Annotated in this window: 17 protein-coding genes; 7 read left to right on the forward strand and 10 right to left on the reverse strand. The window is 71.8% G+C overall.

Features of this window, described 5'->3' with window-relative positions; all coding sequences use genetic code 11:
• Positions 1–7: 7 nt before the first annotated feature.
• The 5 genes from ACFVWY_RS05140 to ACFVWY_RS05160 all read right to left on the reverse strand — a co-directional run bounded on the left by ACFVWY_RS05140 (position 8) and on the right by ACFVWY_RS05160 (position 6,011).
• Positions 8–1,411: an NADP-dependent succinic semialdehyde dehydrogenase gene (locus tag ACFVWY_RS05140; RefSeq protein WP_389867447.1), complete on the reverse strand. Its 1,404-nt coding sequence runs from the start codon at positions 1,409–1,411 to the stop codon at positions 8–10.
• 112 nt (positions 1,412–1,523) lie between these two features.
• Complete coding sequence (locus tag ACFVWY_RS05145; RefSeq protein WP_389867448.1) at positions 1,524–2,024, reverse strand: ATP-binding protein; 501 nt, start codon at positions 2,022–2,024, stop codon at positions 1,524–1,526.
• Positions 2,025–2,172: 148 nt separating this feature from the next.
• Positions 2,173–4,272 carry a xanthine dehydrogenase family protein molybdopterin-binding subunit gene (locus ACFVWY_RS05150; protein ID WP_389867449.1) on the reverse strand — a complete coding sequence of 700 codons (2,100 nt, stop codon included), beginning with the start codon at positions 4,270–4,272 and terminating at the stop codon, positions 2,173–2,175.
• Between the two features lie 36 nt (positions 4,273–4,308).
• On the reverse strand, positions 4,309–5,295 hold the full coding sequence (locus ACFVWY_RS05155; RefSeq protein WP_389867451.1) for an FAD binding domain-containing protein: 987 nt from the start codon (positions 5,293–5,295) through the stop codon (positions 4,309–4,311).
• Between the two features lie 314 nt (positions 5,296–5,609).
• A complete protein-coding gene (locus ACFVWY_RS05160) occupies positions 5,610–6,011 on the reverse strand; it encodes a hypothetical protein (RefSeq protein ID WP_389867452.1) in 402 nt (133 codons plus the stop codon).
• A gap of 224 nt (positions 6,012–6,235) precedes the next feature.
• On the opposite strand from ACFVWY_RS05160, the gene ACFVWY_RS05165 reads away from it, so the two are divergent.
• The 3 genes from ACFVWY_RS05165 to ACFVWY_RS05175 all read left to right on the forward strand — a co-directional run bounded on the left by ACFVWY_RS05165 (position 6,236) and on the right by ACFVWY_RS05175 (position 8,145).
• Positions 6,236–6,565 carry a DUF6479 family protein gene (locus ACFVWY_RS05165; RefSeq protein ID WP_389867454.1) on the forward strand — a complete coding sequence of 110 codons (330 nt, stop codon included), beginning with the start codon at positions 6,236–6,238 and terminating at the stop codon, positions 6,563–6,565.
• 232 nt (positions 6,566–6,797) lie between these two features.
• Positions 6,798–7,625: a VOC family protein gene (locus ACFVWY_RS05170; RefSeq protein ID WP_389867456.1), complete on the forward strand. Its 828-nt coding sequence runs from the start codon at positions 6,798–6,800 to the stop codon at positions 7,623–7,625.
• 130 nt (positions 7,626–7,755) lie between these two features.
• Positions 7,756–8,145 carry a VOC family protein gene (locus tag ACFVWY_RS05175; protein ID WP_389867458.1) on the forward strand — a complete coding sequence of 130 codons (390 nt, stop codon included), beginning with the start codon at positions 7,756–7,758 and terminating at the stop codon, positions 8,143–8,145.
• 105 nt (positions 8,146–8,250) lie between these two features.
• Here the strand turns inward: ACFVWY_RS05175 and ACFVWY_RS05180 are convergent, their stop codons facing one another.
• The 4 genes from ACFVWY_RS05180 to ACFVWY_RS05195 all read right to left on the reverse strand — a co-directional run bounded on the left by ACFVWY_RS05180 (position 8,251) and on the right by ACFVWY_RS05195 (position 11,155).
• Positions 8,251–8,742 (reverse strand): GNAT family N-acetyltransferase, encoded by a 492-nt coding sequence (locus tag ACFVWY_RS05180; RefSeq protein ID WP_389867460.1) that lies wholly within the window; start codon positions 8,740–8,742, stop codon positions 8,251–8,253.
• Positions 8,743–8,797: 55 nt separating this feature from the next.
• Positions 8,798–9,202, reverse strand: coding sequence for a DUF1992 domain-containing protein (locus ACFVWY_RS05185; RefSeq protein ID WP_389867462.1), 405 nt, complete (start codon positions 9,200–9,202; stop codon positions 8,798–8,800).
• Between the two features lie 66 nt (positions 9,203–9,268).
• A complete protein-coding gene (locus ACFVWY_RS05190; protein ID WP_389867463.1) occupies positions 9,269–10,228 on the reverse strand; it encodes a hypothetical protein in 960 nt (319 codons plus the stop codon).
• A 129-nt stretch (positions 10,229–10,357) separates the two neighbouring features.
• Entirely contained in the window at positions 10,358–11,155 is a 798-nt protein-coding gene (locus ACFVWY_RS05195; RefSeq protein WP_389867465.1) for a tyrosine-protein phosphatase, read from the reverse strand.
• A 486-nt stretch (positions 11,156–11,641) separates the two neighbouring features.
• On the opposite strand from ACFVWY_RS05195, the gene mutA reads away from it, so the two are divergent.
• The 4 genes from mutA to ACFVWY_RS05215 all read left to right on the forward strand — a co-directional run bounded on the left by mutA (position 11,642) and on the right by ACFVWY_RS05215 (position 17,986).
• Positions 11,642–13,501, forward strand: a complete 1,860-nt coding sequence (gene mutA / locus ACFVWY_RS05200; protein WP_389867467.1) for a methylmalonyl-CoA mutase small subunit — start codon at positions 11,642–11,644, stop codon at positions 13,499–13,501.
• On the forward strand, positions 13,501–15,702 hold the full coding sequence (gene scpA / locus ACFVWY_RS05205; protein WP_389867469.1) for a methylmalonyl-CoA mutase: 2,202 nt from the start codon (positions 13,501–13,503) through the stop codon (positions 15,700–15,702). Before mutA ends, scpA begins: the two co-directional genes overlap by 1 nt.
• A 12-nt stretch (positions 15,703–15,714) precedes the next feature.
• On the forward strand, positions 15,715–16,704 hold the full coding sequence (gene meaB / locus ACFVWY_RS05210) for a methylmalonyl Co-A mutase-associated GTPase MeaB (protein ID WP_389867471.1): 990 nt from the start codon (positions 15,715–15,717) through the stop codon (positions 16,702–16,704).
• A 502-nt stretch (positions 16,705–17,206) separates the two neighbouring features.
• Positions 17,207–17,986 carry a hypothetical protein gene (locus tag ACFVWY_RS05215; protein ID WP_389867473.1) on the forward strand — a complete coding sequence of 260 codons (780 nt, stop codon included), beginning with the start codon at positions 17,207–17,209 and terminating at the stop codon, positions 17,984–17,986.
• A gap of 380 nt (positions 17,987–18,366) precedes the next feature.
• Here the strand turns inward: ACFVWY_RS05215 and ACFVWY_RS05220 are convergent, their stop codons facing one another.
• Positions 18,367–18,756: a hypothetical protein gene (locus ACFVWY_RS05220; RefSeq protein WP_389867475.1), complete on the reverse strand. Its 390-nt coding sequence runs from the start codon at positions 18,754–18,756 to the stop codon at positions 18,367–18,369.
• Positions 18,757–19,342 lie beyond the last annotated feature (586 nt).

Raw genomic sequence — 19,342 nt, forward strand, 5'->3', positions numbered from 1 at the left:
CCGCCTCCTAAGGGCCGTACCAGACCGTGGTCGTGTTGCAGAAGGCGCGGATGCCCTGCCCAGCGAGTTCGCGTCCGTAGCCGGAGCGTTTGACGCCGCCGAAGGGCAGCGCGGGGTGGGAGGCGGTCATGCCGTTGAAGAAGACGCCGCCCGCCTGGAGGTCGCGTACGCAGCGGCGTGCCTCCTCCGTGTCCCGGGTCCACACATTGGAGCTGAGGCCGAAGGGGCTGTCGTTGGCGAGCTCCACCGCTTCCGCGATTCCGTCGACCCGGTAGAGCGAGGCGACGGGCCCGAAGGACTCCTCGTGGTGGATGCGCATGGCCGGGGTGATCCCGGCGAGGACGGTGGGGGCGTAGAACCAGCCGCGCTCCAGCTCCGGGGCGAGGCCCTCGGGTCTGCCGCCGCCGCACAGCACACCGGCGCCCTGCCGTACCGCGTCGTCCACCAGTTCCGCCAGGTCGGTGCGGCCCTGTTCGCTGGCGAGCGGGCCGACGTCGGTGGACTCCAGCATCGGATCGCCGACCGTCAGATCGCTCATGCCGACGGTGAACCGTTCGGCGAACTCGTCGTACACGTCGGTGTGCACGATGAACCGTTTGGCGGCGATGCAGGACTGCCCGTTGTTCTGCACCCGCGCGGTCACGGCGGTACGGGCGGCCCTGGCGACGTCCGCCGAGGGCATGACGAGGTACGGGTCGCTGCCGCCGAGTTCCAGGACGGTGGGCTTCACCTCGTCCCCGGCGATCGACGCGACCGAGCGGCCCGCCGGTTCGCTGCCGGTGAGTGTGGCCGCGGCGACCCTGGGGTCGCGCAGGATCGCCTCGACCGCCCCCGAGCCCACCAGCAGGGACTGGAAGCAGCCCGCCGGGTATCCGGCGCGGCGGAACAGCCCCTCCAGGTACATCGCGGTCTGCGGGACGTTGGAGGCGTGTTTGAGCAGGCCGACGTTGCCGGCCATGAGCGCCGGGGCGGCGAAGCGTACGACCTGCCAGAGCGGGAAGTTCCACGGCATCACGGCGAGCACGGGGCCGAGCGGCCGGTAGTGGACGTGGGCCCGGGAGGCCCCGGAGTCCCGTACGTCCTCGGCGGACGGCTGCTCGTCGGCGAGGAGTTCCTCCGCGTGGGCCGCGTACCAGCGCATGGCCTTGGCGCACTTGGCGGCCTCCGCGCGGGCCGCTTTGACGGGTTTGCCCATCTCGGTGGTCATGGTGCGCGCGATGTCCTGCCGGTCCTCGTCGAGCAGCGCGGCGGCCTGGTTCAGCAGACGGGCCCGTTCGGTGAAACCGGTGGTCCGGTACGCGCCGAACGCGGCGCGGGCGGTGGCGAGCCGTTGCTCGATGCCCTCCGCGCCCAGCGCCTCGAACGTCCTGAGGGTTTCGCCGTTCGCGGGGTTGACCGTCGCGATGGGCATGGCCGTGGCCTCCTTGACTCGGTTCTTCGCCCCCGCCCCGCCGTGCGCCGTGCCGCACTCGCCGGTCCCGCCGGGCGGACATCCGGCCGGCGGTCCCGTCAGCCGTCCCGGATCAGACGAGAGCGGGGTCGGCCACCGTCACGGGGTCGGCGGGGGCGAGCGTCACCGCGGGCGGGCGGCGGAACTCGGGTCCGCCGGACAGCGGGGCGAGCGGCACCCGGTCGAGGCTGCGCGGCTCCTCGGCGTACCGGGTGAACCAGACGACCTTGCCCTCGTCGGTGCGGCAGGTGCCCCAGCTGTCGCTGAGCGCCATCACCCGGCTGAGGCCACCGCCGCCGGTGCCCAGCAGCCGCGGCATGCCGGCCCCCTCGTCGGCGACGGAGACCGTGAGGTGCCGCCCGGACCAGCGGAGCTCGACGGTGCACTTGTTGCCGTCACCGACATGGCGGTGGACGTTGGTCAGCAGTTCCGCCACGCCCCGGCACACCGGCCGGACGTGGAGTTCAAGATTCCAGTGACGAAGATGTGCGGCGACTATGCGCTGCAGCTGGGACACACGCTCCGCCGAGATCTGGAGTTCGACCAGGAAGTGCCGGTCGAGTGGAACGGTCATCGTCGAGGCTCCTCACATCGAGGCCCACTGGCTTTCGCCCCGTTGAACAACGACCCCCGAACACGAAGAGTGAGCAGATGTCTCTTCTGGGTCACTTCACAGCGTGACCCGGCGCGCCCGGTCCCGCAACAGGGGGCCGCCGCCCGGGTCAGAGCAGGTACGGCAGCAGGGTGTCCGGGGTGATCGGCAGGGCGCGCAGCCGTACGCCGGTGGCGTGCCGCACGGCATTGCCGACCGCCGCCGCGGCTCCGACGATGCCGATCTCCCCGATGCCCTTGCTGCCCATCGGGTTGAGGTGCGGGTCCTCCTCCTCGATCCAGTGTGCCTCGATCCGGGGCACATCGGCACAGGCCGGCACGTGGTAGGAGGCGAGGTCGCACTCGGTGAAGTCACCGAAGACGGGGTCCATGGTGCTGGCCTCGGTCAGTGCCATGCCGATGCCCATGGTCATGCCGCCGATGAACTGGGCGCGTGCGGTACGGGAGTTGAGGATGCGTCCGGCGGCGAAGACGCCGAGCATCCGGCGCAGCCGCACCTCTCCGGTCCGGGCGTGCACGGCGGCTTCGGCGAAGTGCGCGCCGAACGCGTGGCGCGCGTAGGGGGATTCCCGCCCGGCCTCCGCGCGGGTGTCGGTGGTGACGGTGAGCCCCTCGGCGGGGAGCGGACCGGTGTGCTCGCGCAGCCGGTGGCGCAGCAGGACGCAGGCCTTGTGCACGGCCCAGCCCCAGGAGGCGGTGCCGGTCGAGCCGCCGGCCACCGGGGCTTCGGGCAGTCCGCTGTCGCCGATCTCGATCCGGACGCGGTCCAGGGAGGTGGCCAGCGCGTCGGCCGCGATCTGCGCGAGCACGGTGCGGGCGCCGGTGCCGATGTCGGTGGCGTTGACTCCGACGCGGTAGGAGCCGTCGGGGGCCGCGTGCGCGAGGGCACCGGAGGCGGTGATGTAGACGGGGTAGGTGGCGGCGGCGACGCCGGTGCCGGTGAGCCACTCCCCCTCCTCCCGGACCGCGGGGCTCGGGTCACGGCCGTACCAGCCGAAGCGGGCCGCACCCGTCTCCAGGCAGGCGGTCAGGCCGCGGCTGCTGAAAGGGCGACCGGAGTCCGGTTCGAAGGCCGGGTCGTTGCGGATGCGCAGTTCGACGGGGTCCAGGCCGAGGGCCGAGGCGAGTTCGTCCATGGCGGATTCGAGGGCGTACATGCCGGGGGTCTCGCCCGGGGCCCGCATCCAGGAGGGGCTCGGCACATCGAGGGCGACGACCTGGTGGGCGGTGCGGCTGGTGGCGGAGCCGTACATGATCCGGGCGGGGACGGCCGCCTGTTCCACGAATTCCTTGAGGGTGGAGGTGTGGGTGACGATCTCGTGGTCGACGGCGGTGAGGGTGCCGTCGAGTTCGGCACCGAGCCGGACGCGCTGGACGGTGGGGGCCCGGTGGCCGACCAGGGCGGCCATCTCGCGGCGGGGCAGCACGATCTTGACGGGGTGCCCGGTGTGCTGGGAGGCCATGACGGCGAGGACGGACTGCGGGCGCGGGGTGCCCTTGCAGCCGAAGCCGCCGCCGACGTGTGCGGAGCGGGCGGTGATCCGCTCGGGCGGGATGCCGAACGCGGCGGCGAGGCTGTCGCGGACCCGGGTGGAGCCCTGGCTGGAGTCGTGGACGGTGAGGTGCCCGTCACCGTCCCACCACGCCGTGGTGGCGTGCGGCTCCATGGGGTGGTTGTGCAGGGCTCCGAGGGTGTAGGTGGCGTCGATCTGTACGGGCGCCTCGGCGAGGGCCCGGACGGTGTCGCCGCGTTCGCGTACGGCGGGGTAGTCGCCGTTGACCGTGTCCGGGGTGTACAGGCCGGGATGGTTCGCGGTCAGCCGCACGTCGTGCCGCTCGGCCGCGTAACCGATCCGCAGCGCCTCGGCCCCGGCCTCGGCGGTTTCCGGGGTGTCGGCCACCACCAGCGCGACCGGCCAGCCCCGGTGCGGAACCCGGTCGTCCTGGAGGACGGCGAGGATCGGGTCGTCGGGTTCCTTCAGCCGGGGTGCGTTGTGGTGGGTGAGGACGGCGCGCACACCGGGCAGGGCCAGGGCATCGTCCGCGCTGACGGCCAGGACGCGGCCGCGGGAGACGGTGGCGGGGACGATCCGGCCGTACAGGCAGCCCGGCGGGGTGTACTCGGCGGCGTAGCGGGCGGCTCCGGTGACCTTGTCCCGGCCCTCGCGGCGGACGGCGGGAGTGCCCAGGGGCGACGGGGCCTGGCTCATGACGGGGTCCTCCCGGCGGGGTCGGCGGTGCGGCGGTCAGCGGGCGGTGGCGAGTTCGGCGAGCGCGTCGACGGCCAGGTTGCGGGCGAGTGTCACCTTGAACGCGTTCTCCCGCAGCGGCCGGGCCGCGGCCAGTTCGGCGTCCACGGCCTGGGCGAAGGACTGCGCGGTGGCCGGTGCGCCGCGGAGCAGGTCCTCGGCGGTGCGCGCCCGCCAGGGCCGGTGGGCGAGTCCGCCGAAGGCCAGCGCGGCATGGTCGATCCGGCCGTCGCGGACGCTCAGTACGGCGGCCACGGACGCGAGGGCGAAGGCGAAGGAGGCGCGGTCGCGGGCCTTGCGGTAGAGGGAGGCGGCACCGTGCGGGGGCGGCCCCAGCACCACCTCGGTGATCAGTTCGCCGGGCCGGATCTCGGTGTCCCGGTCGGGGGTGTCGCCGGGCAGCCGGTGGAATCCGGCGGCGGGCACGGTCCGTGCCCCGTCCGGCCCGCTCAGGTGGACAGTGGCGTCGAGGGCGCAGAGCGCTACGGCCAGGTCGGAGGGGTGGGTGGCGACGCACTGTGCGGAGTGGCCGAGCACGGCGAGGTCGCGCAGCGCGCTGTCGCGGGCGGGACAGCCGCTGCCGGGTTCCCGTTTGTTGCACGGCTTGGAGGTGTCCTGGAAGTACGGGCAGCGGGTGCGCTGGAGCAGGTTGCCGCCGGTGGTGGCGGTGTTGCGGAGCTGGCCGGAGGCGCCGGACAGCAGGGCCCGGGACAGCGCGGGGTAGCGGGCGCGTACGGCGGGGTGGGCGGCCAGGTCGCTGTTGCGTACGGTCGCTCCGATCCGCAGGCCGCCGTCCGGGGTGTCGGACACGTGGTCCAGTGGCAGCCGGGTGATGTCGATCAGCAGTTCGGGGGAGGTGACACCGAGCTTCATCAGATCCACCAGGTTGGTGCCACCGCCGAGGAAGACCGCGCCAGGGCGGGCGGTGCTCTCACGGACGGCTTCCTCGGCGGAGCGGACCCGGAGATAGGCGAAGGGCTTCACGGCGCCACACCCTCGACCGCGCCGGTGGATGCCCCGGCGGATGTCCCGGGGACCGCGCGAAGCGGACCGGGGCGGTCACCCGCCGTTCCCGGCCGTCGCGCGCTGTCGTGCCGTCCGCAGGAGGGGTCCACGCGCTCGCACCTTTCAGAGGCGACCTTTTGTCCGCTTTCTTGCAGACGGCCCGTTTCTACCAGACGGCCCGCCGTCCTCCCCGCCATTGCTCCACCGCCGGGCGGCGGCCGCCCGCACCATGCGTCCAGGCGTACGGCCCAGGCCCCGCATCCCCTCAGCCCCGTTCAGGCCCCGGCCTCCGTTCAGGCCCCGGCCTCGCGGTTCGCCAGGCGGAGCCGCACCTCTTCCTCCTGGTCACCGGAGACCGTGCCCACCACCGTCACGTCGAAGGCGTGCGCCAGGCTCCGGCGCAGCCGCTCCACCGCCCAGTAGCCGCCCTGCACGTCGACGCTCACCGGCGCGCCGAGCGCGATGGACCCCGAGACCACCCGCTCCTCGGTGACGTCGACGGTCACCACCCACGCGGTGGGGCGCCGCCCTTCGAGGTCCTGGGGGACGTCGGCTGAGGCGCGGTCGGTGGTGAACGCCGCCCGCAGCACGTCGAAGACCGTCCGCGCGTCGGCCGTCCCGCACCCGCTGACGACGACGGACACCTCCCTGCCGTATCCGCTGCGCGCCGCTTCCTGTTCCTTGATGGTGTTCACGGCGGTTCCTTCCGCTCGCTGTGCCGCCGCTCGCGGCGATTCGGGGATGCCTCCAGCCTGGCCCCTGGCCCGGACGACGGCGACAGGAGGCCGCGGGCACGGCCCCGGATACCGGGCGCCCACGGCTTCCCCCCGCACGAAACACCTAGAAGGACATATCAACTTAAAACATGAATTCATGTGAATTTTCGAGTGTGAGCTTCAGCATGGGGTATCCGGCACATATGGACATTTCCAACGCAGATCTGAGTTCGCTGGCCTTCGTGCTCGCCGACGACCGCGGCGCGACCGGGTCGGTGATGGGCATCGTCGGCGTGGTGCTGGTGGCCGTACTCATCGGCGCGGTCTGGCTGGGGCGGCGGCGACGGGCCCAGGAACTGCCACCGCCCAGACCCGACGAGCAGCCGCTGCGGCCGGACCACCGCAGCCACGTGGAGGAACGCGACGTGCACGGGGACGACCACTTCCCGCCCGACGGCCGGGGCCTTTCTCCCTACGAGCTCGGCGACCACGGCAACGAGCCCATCCCCCGCGAGCCGGACGACAGGCCCTAGGGCCTCTCGTTTGGATCATGCCGGGCTCGCGGGGGCCGGCACGCACATCTGCCGCGTTGTCGTCAGTCACCGACGCTCCGCGTCGGCTCCTTCCTCCGCCTTGCAGCTGCACGCACCAGCCCCCGCTCCCTGACAGCCTGATCCAAACGAAAGACCCTAGAGGGGGGTCGGCACCACCCAGCGCTTTCGTTCGGATCACACCGGGCCCACGACCGATGAAGGCAGTAGCACCATGACCGCAAACCCCTCGGGGAAGGCTCCCGCACCGGCGCCGCTGACCGGATCCGCCGCGCCCTGCTGGGTCAACCTCATGACCCGTGATCTGGACTCGGCGCAGGCGTTCTACGGCAAGGTGCTGGGGTGGACCTTCCGCAGGGGCGGGCTGGGGCAGGGGTTCGCGGTCGCGCTCCGGGACGGCGTGCCGGTCGCGGGGCTCGGTGCGACGGCGGCCGCGTTCCGGGTGGCCGTGGCGTGGACGCCCTATTTCGCGGTGGCCGACGCCGATGCGACGGCCGCCCGCATCCGCGAGCGCAGCGGCACCGTCGCCGTGGGCCCCATGGCGCTGGGCAGGGGGCGCGGGGCGCTGGTGGCGGACCGGGACGGCGCGGTGTTCGGCATCTGGCAGCGGCCCGCCCCCTCGACCTCACCGCCCGCGCCGGACAGCTACTCGCACGCCCGGCTGCGGCTGCTCACCCGGAACGCCTTCGACGCGGCGATCTTCTACGGCGAGGTGCTCGGCTGGGAGAGCGGACACCCGGGGTGCTGCGAGGTGTCGTACGAGGAGGACGAGGTCGTCGTCGACTGCGACGGGCACCGTCTCGCCCGGATCAGCTCCGGGGCGGTGGAGGCCGCGCCCGATCCGCTGGTCCGCCCGCACTGGCAGGTGCACTTTCCCGTCGCCGACGTGGCGGCCGCGGTCGCGGCGGCGACAGCGAACGGCGGCGAACTCGCCGAACGGCCCGCCTCGGCCGGGGGCGGCGAGGCGACGCTGCTGGATCCGGACGGCGGCCTCTTCACGGTCATCGAAGCCCAGCGGTCCGGAGCAGGCGATTCCGCCTGACTGGACCTTCTCGAACTCGCTCGACGGTCAGTTCGAATTCCTCTAGGGTTTCGAGTACGGCATCGCGCGTCGGTCACCGGCTGGGTGAGGCGTGGAGGTGCCCGTGAGTGCCTGCTGGAGGCATTCCACCGTGTCAGTTTCGTTGAATCACACCATCATTCACGCCCGGGACAACCGGGAGTCCGCCGAGTTCCTCGCGGGCATTCTGGGCCTGGAAGTCGGCGAGGAATGGGGCCCCTTCATCCCCGTCGAAACCGCGAACGGAGTCACTCTGGACTTCGCCGCCATCCCCGAGTCCTCGATCGTCATGCAGCACTACGCCTTCCTCGTCTCGGAGGCCGAGTTCGACACGGCGTACGCCAGGATCAAGGAGCTCGGGATCACGTACTACGCGGATCCGCACCAGAAGCATCCGGGCGAGATCAACCACAACGACGGCGGCCGGGGCGTGTACTTCCTCGATCCCGCCGGTCACGCCATGGAGATCATCACGCGCCCGTACGGGGGCTTTCCCGCGTGACGTGAGCCGCTGAAGCGGACCTCGTGCGCTGAACGGGGGCCGGCCGGAGTCCGCGAGGATTCCGGCCGGCCCCCGTGCCACGCGCGCTGCGCGTTCTCTGCGCGCTCAGCCGATCGGCAGCAGCATTTCGGGCCGGTCCCACATCACGACGGGCGGGTCGGCCACGAGGGTTCCGGTCCGCCGGGCCCCCACACTCCGGTAGAAGCCCTCGGCGGGCGGATGCGAGACGACGCGGACGCCGGTGAGACCCGCACGCCCCGCCTCGCCGCGCAGATGACCGATGAGCAGCCGCCCGATCCCGAGCCCCTGCGCATCGTCGGCGACGAACATGAGGTCGAGCTCCGGCGGCAGCAGCACCAGCGCGTAGAAGCCGAGCACCCGGGCGGTGCCGGGCTGCTCGGCCACGAAGACCCGGTGCGCCTCGATGTAGTCGGGGCCCACCCGGTATCCGGCGACCATGGCGGCGTACCGCCCCTCGTAGGCGCGGGACGCCCGGACCAGGCGGGTGAGCGCCTTCGCGTCCCGTGCGGTGGCCCGCCTGATGCGCACGGTCTCCGCTCGCACCCCGCCACCCCGTCGCGTAACGCCCGATTTCACGAGCCGAGTATGACGCACCCGGCTTCCGGGCGGTCCGCCGGGGCGGCGCAGGCACCTACGCCGACGCGCTGGCCTCGCGCCACTCGGCGACCACGGCGTCCGCATCGAACGGCTTCAGGTTCAGCGGCGGCCCGGGGGGAGGCTGCCGGAGGTTCGCCCGGATCTTCTCGTTGAGGCCGGCCAGCACGCTCCGTACCTCACGCTCCGTCCGCATCCCGGGCAGCGCCGCGATCACGTCCTCCGCCTCCTTGCGCAGGGCCAGGGTCGGCGGCAGCACCGACACGCCCTCGCGCTGGAGCTTCTGCTTGATCCACCAGTTCTCGTCGTAGGGAGCCTCAAGGCTGGGGAGAGGCTTGCCGAACCCCTCCAACTTCGCGAAGTCGCCTCGCTGTTCGGACTCCCGGACCTGCTTGTCCACCCACGATTCGAAGCTCATACCCGCAGGTTTGCGTTCGGTCAACGTACGCTCCTCCCGGAGATTCGGACCCGGCCCTTTCACCCTACCCGCGGCCCGTGCGGGCCCGCGTCAGTGGGCGTGCCCGGCGGCCTCCCCGGCGCCGCTCTCCTTGCGCTCCCCGCTCTCCTTGTGTTCCCCGCCGTCCTGGGACGCCTGCCCCACCTGAACGGTGAAGGCCGCCGTGCGCACCTTGCCCTCGTGCTTGAAGTCGAGGAAGAGCCGGTACGCACCAGCGGTGGGCGCCGTCGCGGTGAAGGAGACCACCGGTCCGGGACCGCCCTCGTTCGGGTGGACGTGCAGGTAGGCGAGGTCGCCCGAGCGCAGCGCGACCAGATGTCCGTACGCGCCGAGATACGGCTCCAGGTCCGTGACGGGGCGGCCGTCACGGCTGATCGAGGGCTTCAGCTCGCCCGCCCGCCCGGCACGGAGCCCGCCGTCGAGCGTGACGCGGTAGCCGTCGACCTCGGCGACCGCGCGGGGGGCCGGGAGGGCGGCCGGGCGATAGGTGCCGGAGACGGCGAGGTCGGCCCCCAGGGTGAGGTTCTCGGCGTCCGCTCCCGCCGGGGTGAAGTCGGCGAACACCCGGTAGCCACCGGCTTCGGGCAGATCGACCGGGGTCGACCAGGTGCCGTCGGCCGCGCGGACGGGGTGCAGGTGCCGGTATTGGGTGAGGTCGGTCGAGGCGAGGATGAAGTGCAGTTCCTTGCCGTGTTCACGCTGGTAGGCGGTGACCTTGCGCCCGCTTCCGTCCTTGACCGCGAAGCGTATCCGCGACCGGGCCCCGGCCTCGACCGTCGGCGTCTCCAGGTCCAGGGTGTAGCCGCCTTCGGAGACCTGGAGCCCGCCGGGCGTGCCGTCCGCCGCCCGCACCGCACCGCCCTCCTCTCCCCCGCCGTGGCCGCCGTGCTGGCCCGCGGGGCGGTCCTCGGCACCGACCAGCGGGTCGACGCCCCTGCCCACGCCGTACGCGGTCCCGAAGGTCGCGGCGAGGGCGGCGGCGAAGGCGGTGATCTTCAGTGCGTTGTTCATGGCGGTTCCCTCCAGCGGTGGACCGGGAGACGGCGCCCCCCGATGCACCACAAGATACCCCCTGGGGGTATCAAGTCAACCCCGGGGTCCACCTCTTCCCTCGTGAGTGGCGTCCGCTTCGGCGGCCGCTCAGGCGGACACCACCAGGGCGCCCCGCAGCCGCTCCAGCACCGCGTCCGCGATGCGCAGGCCGTCGCGTACGTACCCGTCAAGACCGCCCCAGCGCTCGTCCATGGCGTCCAGCGCGGTGTCCAGGTAGCGGGGCCGCACCTCGGTGATGGCGGACGCGATGCGCGGGTCGCCGCCCGCGTCGAGGAAATGCCGGACGCGGTCCGCGAAGGCGTCCCGCACCACCGGGTTCACCGCGAGGAACTCCGCGCGCACGGCCTCGCGGGACGCGCCGAGCATCATCAGCAGTACGGCGGCCCCCCAGCCGGTGCGGTCCTTGCCCGCCGTGCAGTGGAAGAGCACCGGCCGGGCGTTCTCGTCGGCGGCCGTCTCGATGAAGGCCCGGTACGCGGCGGACGCGCCGGGCGAGAGCACCATCTGCCGGTAGGTGTCCGCGAACATCTCTTCCGCCCTGCCGCCGCCCAGCAGTTGTCCGGCCTCGACGGGGTCGGCGAGCAGCGCGCGCAGCCGGGCGGGCGGCACGCCCGGATTGCCCCCGAGCACATCGGCGACGAAGAGCCTCGCCCCGGGCGGCAGCCGGTCGGGGGCCGCCGCCCGCTCGTCGGCGGTCCGCAGGTCGACGACGGTACGGATACCGAGCGCGGCCACCTGCGCGCCCTGCTCCTCGTCGAGCCCGCTGAGCTGTCCGGACCGCAGGACGGCGCCCGCCCGGACCCGGCGGCCCGGACCGAGGGCGATGCCGCCCAGGTCACGCAGATTGAGGATGGTGGATGCCGGGACGGCCTTGGCGGTCTGCACGTTGCACTTCCCCTTTGATTTCCCGACGGATATCCGAAATCATTCGATCCGACTTTCACAAACGTCGCACGCGGCTCGTGGATCGACAAAGTAAAACGCCGGTCAGTGCCCATCGGAGGCACGGACGGAAGGCATTAAGAACGGGAAAGCGGAACCCCACGCGGGGTGTTCTCCATCGAGCGGGCCGAACACCACACCAATAGCGGTGTGATTTCCTGAATTCTCCTGGAAGGGGATTTCCGCCCCAGGGTCCGCCTGAGATCCGGATTCCGGGAATTTCCGCCCCGGCTTATCCCGTCACCACCGGAGCCCGGCCTGTGGAACCGTGTCCCTCGCCCCGTCCGGACGGCGGCCCGCGCCCGGCCCGCCCCAGCCCCCGCGGCGCCCGTAGGCCACCGTGGGTGAAGGATCAAGCGCACTCCGGAGAGGGCAAAGTCACAAGAGGAACGGAAGCTGCCCCCAAGCGCCCTGACCTAGCATCTGGGCATGACGGTCCTGCCTGCCGACGGGCTTTCGTTGGCCGCCGAATTCCCCGCTCCCGCCCATGAGCACTGGCAACGCCTCGTCGAAGGCGTACTGCGTAAGTCGGGCAAGGAAGTCGGGGGTCCGGCCGCCGAGGAAGCGCTGTCCACCACAGTGGAGGACGGGCTCATCACCCGCCCCCTCTACACCTCGCGCGACAGCGCGCCCGATGCCGGATACCCGGGCTTCGCCCCCTTCACCCGAGGCGGCAAGGCCGCGGGCAACGCGGCGGGCGGCTGGGACGTACGGCAACGGCACGCCCTCCCGGATGTCGCCCGCCTCAACGAGGCGGTCCTGGCCGATCTGGAGAACGGTGTCACCTCGCTGTGGCTGACCGTCGGCGGCGGTGCCGGTATCCCGGTGTCCGCGCTGGCGGCGGCGCTGGACGGCGTGTACCTCGATCTGGCCCCCGTGGTGCTGGACGCCGGTGAACAGACCGATGCCGCGGCCACGGAACTGCTGCGGATCTGCGCGGCGCGCGGCGTCGAAGCGCCCGACGTGCGCGGCAATCTGGGCGCCGACCCGCTGGGGCGGGCCGCTCGCACCGGTGCGGAACCCGACCACACGGCCGCGGTCCACTGGGCCCAGCGGTGCGCGCGGGAGTTTCCCGGGCTGCGCGCACTGGCCGTCGACGCGCTTGCGTACCACGAGGCGGGCGGTTCGGCCGCCGAGGAGCTGGGTGCCTCGCTGGCGAGCGGTGTCGCCCTGCTGCGGACGCTGACGGACGCCGGGATGCCGGTCGAGGAGGCCTGCGGGCAGCTGGAGTTCCGGTACGCGGCGACCGCGGACCAGTTCCTGACCATCGCGAAGCTGCGGGCCGCCCGGCGGCTCTGGTCCCGGGTGACGGAGGTCTGCGGGGCGCCCGGAGCCGGTGCCCAGCGCCAGCACGCGGTGACGTCGTCGGTGATGATGACGCGGCGCGATCCCTGGGTGAACATGCTGCGCACCACGCTGGCCTGCCTGGGCGCGGGGGTCGGCGGCGCCGACTCCGTGACCGTGCTGCCGTTCGATCACGCCCTGGGCCTGCCGGACGCGTTCGCCCGCCGTATCGCCCGCAACACCTCGACGATCCTGCTGGAGGAGTCGCATCTGGCCCGGGTGATCGATCCGGCGGGCGGATCCTGGTACGTGGAGCGGCTCACCGCCGAACTGGCCGAGGCCGCGTGGACGTTCTTCCAGGAGATCGAGCGGTCCGGGGGCCAGGCTGCCGCCCTGCGTTCCGGAATGATCGGGGAGCGCCTGGCGGCGACGTGGGCGGCGCGGAGCAAGGATCTGGCCCGCCGCAAGGAGCCGGTCACCGGGGTCAGTGAGTTCCCGCACCTGGCGGAGCGCCCGGTGGAGCGCGAGTCCGCGCCTGTGGAGACGGACGGTCCGGGCGGTCTGCCCCGCGTCCGGCGGGACGAGGCGTTCGAAGCGCTGCGCGCCCGGTCCGACGCGCACCTCGCGGCGACCGGACAGCGGCCGAGGGTGTTCCTCGCCGCACTGGGCCCCGCCGCGGCGCACACCGCGCGGGCCTCCTTCGCCGCCAACCTCTTCCAGGCGGGCGGCATCGAGCCGGTGCACGACCCGGTCACGGTCGACGCGGCGACGGCCGCCGAGGCGTTCCGGGCGAGCGGGGCCACCGTGGCGTGCCTGTGCTCCAGCGACGCCCTCTACGCCGAGCAGGCCGCGGAGGTCGCCGGGGCGCTGGGCGCGGCGGGGGCCCGCCGGGTGTTCCTGGCCGGACGGCCCGGCGAGTACGCCGGTGTCGACGCGTACGTCTTCGCGGGCTCCGATGTGGTGGCCGTGCTCTCCTCCCTTCTCGACCGTATGGATGTGGCGTAATGCGTATCCCCGACTTCTCCGGCATCGAGCTCGGTCCGGGCGGCGCCGCCGAGGTCTCCGAGGACCGGTGGCGCACTTCGGTGAAGGAGTCCACCGGTGGTTCCGACAGCGATCTGCTGTGGGAGACCCCGGAAGGCATCGCCGTCAAGCCGCTGTACACCGGGCGCGACCTGGAAGGGCTCGACTTCCTCGGCACGTACCCGGGCATCGCCCCGTATCTGCGGGGCCCGTACCCGACGATGTACGTCAACCAGCCCTGGACGATCCGGCAGTACGCCGGGTTCTCCACGGCCGAGGAGTCCAACGCCTTCTACCGCCGCAACCTCGCGGCCGGGCAGAAGGGACTCTCCGTCGCGTTCGACCTGCCCACGCACCGCGGATACGACAGCGACCACCCGCGGGTGACCGGCGACGTCGGCATGGCGGGCGTGGCGATCGACTCGATCTACGACATGCGGCAGCTCTTCGACGGCATCCCGCTGGACCGGATGTCGGTGTCGATGACGATGAACGGCGCGGTCCTTCCCGTGCTGGCCCTGTACATCGTGGCGGCGGAGGAACAGGGCGTCGGGCCCGAGAAACTGGCCGGGACCATTCAGAACGACATTCTGAAGGAGTTCATGGTCCGCAACACCTATATCTATCCGCCGAAGCCGTCGATGCGGATCATCTCGGACATCTTCGCGTTCACCTCGCAGAAGATGCCGCGCTACAACTCGATCTCCATCTCCGGCTATCACATCCAGGAGGCCGGAGCGACGGCCGATCTGGAACTGGCGTACACCCTGGCCGACGGGGTGGAGTACCTGCGGGCCGGGCGGGACGCGGGGCTCGACGTGGATGCCTTCGCGCCCCGGCTGTCGTTCTTCTGGGCGATCGGCATGAACTTCTTCATGGAGATCGCGAAGCTGCGGGCGGCCCGGCTGCTCTGGGCCAAGCTGGTCAAGGAGTTCGGGCCGAAGAACGCCAAGTCGCTCTCGCTGCGCACCCATTCGCAGACCTCGGGCTGGTCGCTGACGGCGCAGGACGTGTTCAACAACGTCACCCGGACCTGTGTGGAGGCGATGGCCGCCACCCAGGGGCACACCCAGTCGCTGCACACCAACGCGCTGGACGAGGCGCTCGCCCTGCCGACGGACTTCTCCGCCCGGATCGCCCGCAACACCCAGCTGCTGCTCCAGCAGGAGTCGGGCACCTGCCGGGTGATCGACCCGTGGGGCGGCAGCGCGTACGTGGAGAAGCTGACGTACGACCTGGCGCGCCGGGCCTGGAAGCACATCGAGGAGGTCGAGGCGGCGGGCGGCATGGCGCAGGCCATCGACGCGGGCATTCCGAAGCTCCGGGTGGAGGAGGCCGCGGCCCGTACCCAGGCGCGGATCGACTCCGGACGGCAGCCGGTGATCGGGGTGAACAAGTACCGGGTGGAGAGCGACGAGCAGATCGAGGTGCTCAAGGTCGACAACTCCTCGGTGCGCGCCCAGCAGATCGAGAAGCTGCGCCGGCTGCGCGCGGAGCGCGACGAGCCGGCCTGCCGGGCCGCGCTCGGCGCGCTCACGGCGGCGGCGGAGCGGGGTCCTGGACCGGGCCTGGAGGGCAACCTGCTGGCGCTCGCGGTCGACGCGGCACGCGCGAAGGCGACCGTGGGCGAAATCTCCGACGCCCTGGAGAAGGTGTACGGACGGCACGCCGGCCAGATCCGTACGATCTCCGGTGTGTACCGCAACGAGGCAGGTGAATCCCCTTCCGTGGACCGGACCCGGGCACTGGTGGACAGGTTCGAGGAGGCCGAGGGGCGCCGACCGCGCATCCTGGTCGCCAAGATGGGCCAGGACGGCCACGACCGCGGCCAGAAGGTGATCTCGACCGCCTTCGCCGACCTGGGCTTCGACGTCGACGTCGGCCCGCTGTTCCAGACCCCGGCCGAGGTGGCGCGACAGGCGGTGGAGGCGGACGTGCACATCGTGGGCGTCTCCTCGCTGGCGGCCGGGCACCTCACGCTGGTCCCGGCGCTCCGTGAGGAGCTGGCGGCCGAGGGGCGCGAGGACATCATGATCGTGGTGGGCGGCGTCATCCCGCCACAGGACATCGAGGCACTGCACGAGGCGGGTGCGACGGCCGTGTTCCCGCCGGGCACGGTCATCCCCGATGCCGCGTACGACCTGGTGGCGCGGCTCGGTGCCGCGCTCGGCCACACGTCGTGAGCGGCTGATCGGATGCCAGTGAAGATCGACATCGACAGTTACGCGAAGGGGGTACTCGACGGGAAGCGGGCGTACATCGCGCGCGCCATCACGCTCGTCGAGTCCCTCCGCCCCGATCACCGGGAGCTGGCCCAGCGTCTGCTGCGCGAGCTGCTGCCGCACGCGGGCAACGCGCGGCGGATCGGCATCAGCGGAGTGCCTGGGGTGGGGAAGTCCACCTTCATCGACGCGCTGGGCACGATGCTCACCGGGCTCGGGCACCGGGTCGCGGTGCTGGCCGTCGACCCGTCCTCCAGCCGTACCGGCGGTTCCATCCTGGGTGACAAGACCAGGATGGAGCGGCTCGCGGTGGACCCGGCGGCGTTCGTCCGCCCGTCGCCGACCGCCGGAACGCTCGGCGGGGTGGCGAAGGCGACCCGGGAGTCGATCGTGGTGATGGAAGCCGCGGGGTACGACGTGGTGCTGGTGGAGACGGTCGGGGTCGGGCAGTCGGAGACGGCGGTGGCCAATATGGTCGACACGTTTCTGCTGCTGACACTGGCCCGCACCGGCGATCAGCTCCAGGGCATCAAGAAGGGCGTCCTGGAGCTGGCGGACGTGATCGCGGTCAACAAGGCGGACGGCCCGCACGAGCGCGACGCCCGCGCCGCCGCGCGTGAACTGGCGGGTGCGCTGCGGCTGATGCACCCGGCGGACGCGGCGTGGACCCCGCCGGTCCTCACGTGCAGCGCCCGCGAGTCAACCGGTCTGGACACCCTGTGGGAGCGGCTGGAACAGCATCGCGCGCACCTGGACGCGAGCGGGCGGCTGACCGCGAGACGCCGGGACCAGCAGGTCGACTGGACGTGGACGATGGTGCGGGACGAACTGCTGGAGAGCCTGCGCGCCCACCCGGAGGTACGCTCCCTGACTCCGGGGCTGGAACAGCGGGTACGTGAAGGCGAGTTGACGCCCACGACGGCGGCCGAACATATCCTGGCCGCGTTCCGGGGCACCGTCTGATCCCTGAGGAGCGCCGGTGGCCGGGGCAGGGTCCTGGCCACCGGTGCCCGGTGGCAACCAGGCACGGGGCCGAGCGTTCCCCCACCGAGGATGCCGATGTCCCTGCCGGGGCTCGGACGGCTTCCCGCCAGTTCACCCGCGTCACCCGTATCGCCCGTATCGCCCGTATCGCCCGTGAGCGTCTCGCACACACGTTTCGGCGCGCTGGGTTTTGCGTGGAGGCAGAGCACAGTCCCGGCTCGGTGAAGGCTCCGATTCCGGGCGCGACCGGCCCCCTGCTGGGGCAGGAGAGCCAAGGCTGATCACCGGGTCCTCCCGCGGAGCCGTCGGGGCGCTCCCGGGACACGGACCCGGGCGATGCCGTGGTGATCAAATCGTTGCCGCACCCGCGTACAACCACGTACGGCTCTCTCCTGTCCCACAGTCAGCCGCGAGGACGAACCTCCGGCCGGTACGCCTACGCGCTCGGTCCGGGCTGCGGGGGGAAAGGACGAGTCCGAAGATGGGGAAGACGATGTGGAAAGCGGTGGTCGCCGGTGGAGCGGCGGTCGTGTTCACCGGGGTGGCGGCGGTGCCGGCCGGGGCGGTGGAGGGAGGCGTCTCCTTCTCCCGGGTCTCGGTGAACGGCGGGAAGCCGATCGTGGTCGGAGTCAAGGAGGAGGTCGAGGTGCATGCGGGATTCCGGATGACGACCAGACTCAGATACGACTTCGGGCCGACGGTGTTCCCCTACCGGGGGAAGCCCGACACCGGGGACACCGTGCACAGCGCCATCATCACCAGCGACTGCAAGGTCGTGGACCGGGCGAAGGGAATCTGCGACTTCGAGGAATGGCTGTACATCGATCCGCGGAGCCATGACTTCGGCAACGAGGACGCCGGCACCTGGCAGACCGCCGCCCGGGTCTTTCTCGCCGGTGACGCCCACGACACCGACGACAAGGGCCTCCCGTTGCAGATCAGGCGGGCCACCCGCGTCACGGCCAACGCCTCGCCGGAGCCGGCCGTGAAGGGGAAGACCATCACCGTGACCGGGCGGGTGACACGGGCGAACTGGGACACCCACACCTACCAGGGGTACGCGGGCCGAACGGTCAGCCTGCAGTTCAAGGCGGCGGGCGCCTCCTCGTACACAACGGTCAAGAAGGCGACGTCGAGCAGGACGGGGGCGCTCAAGACCACGGTGAAGGCCACCGGTCCGGGGACATGGCGGTGGACGTACTACGGGAACTCCACCTCAGGGGCGAAGTCGTCGACCGGGGATTATGTCGCCGTGCGGTAGGTGACGGGCTCGGGCCGTCTCCCCTCCGGAAGCGTCGTCTTCCGGACCAGCCGGACCGGGCACCCCGTCGGCACACGGCCGCCTTCACGGAAGCCGGAACTCCCTGTGCTCACGTACGCCCGTTCCCCGGGCCAGCCGACCCGGCGCCGCTCCGGGATCAGCTCCCTGTGAGCGTGTGCGCGGCGCGGAACCCTGAGCGCGCTGCTCGGGCCACCTGCCCGAGCAGCGCGCTCAGACACACGACCGGGGCGGCTGGATCCGCGACGGGGGCAATCTCGAAGGGATGCCTGCGCAGGGCATGGGGTGGCGGCTCCCGAAGCCACCGCGAGACGGTCAGGCGGCGGGCCGTCGGCCCTGGTTGCCGAGGTGGCAGCGGGCGGTCAGGCAGCGGGGGCGACTTCGGGGTGCGTGAACCGCACGGGCTTGCCCAGAGACCGGGCGTAGGCGATTTCGGCTCGGGTGCTGTCTCCGATGTAGTCACCGACTACGAGCACCTCATCAGCGAGCCGGATCTTCGCCCGGTGCAGATCGTCGAGTCGGACCTTCAGCGCTTCGGCCTCGACAGGGTCGGACCAAAGCTGGTGCGGCGACTTCATGTCAATGCCTGGTTTGACGACAATGTTTCCGGCTCTGGTCTCCCGCAGATCGGCCTCGTTCATCTGGGTCATGAAGCGGGTGGAGCCGCAGATCGCGACGATAAGCGGGAGGCTCAGCTGCTTCTTCGCGTCGGCGAGCTTCTCCTCGGGGGTGAGCAGTTGCGGGTCTGACACTGGTTCCTCCTGGTGGTGTGGTCCAAGAAGTGCCTGAGGAGACGGGGACGAGGGTGCCCAAGACCGTTCTGTGACGCCGTGGACACCCTCGCTACGGCACTCTATGCGGCCACCGACGACATGCTGGAGGATCATCCCGACCTGGCGCCGTGGCACCCGCCGCTCGGCACAACGCCCCGCCCGAGCGATGCCGAACTGGTCACCCTCGCCACGGTGCAGGCCGTACGCGCACCAGCCGACAGCCCCGTCCGTCACAGGGACGGACGTCCTCGGCGCGGTGGGGCAGTTCGGAACTGCCCGGTGTCATCCCGACACGGCCGGACGTCGTGGTGGAAGTGGCGGCGGACGCCTCCGCCGACCCCTCGGGCCGGTGGCGTCATCCCGTCCGGATACACCGCGTCCGCACCGGCCTGGCACCCGAGGATGCCGGAAGAGCGCCTGCGCTCCGGCCCACTGGTCCCGAGGCAATCGGCCTGTTCGCCCTGGCCCTTGGCGTTGGGCTTGATCTCGGACATGGTGCCCCCTCACCGGACGGCTCACTGCCGACGCATCAAACCCTCCCATGACCAACAGTAAGCGCACATTC

It is taken from the genome of Streptomyces sp. NPDC058195 (genome assembly GCF_042883525.1).
In the GTDB taxonomy this organism is placed as follows: domain Bacteria; phylum Actinomycetota; class Actinomycetes; order Streptomycetales; family Streptomycetaceae; genus Streptomyces.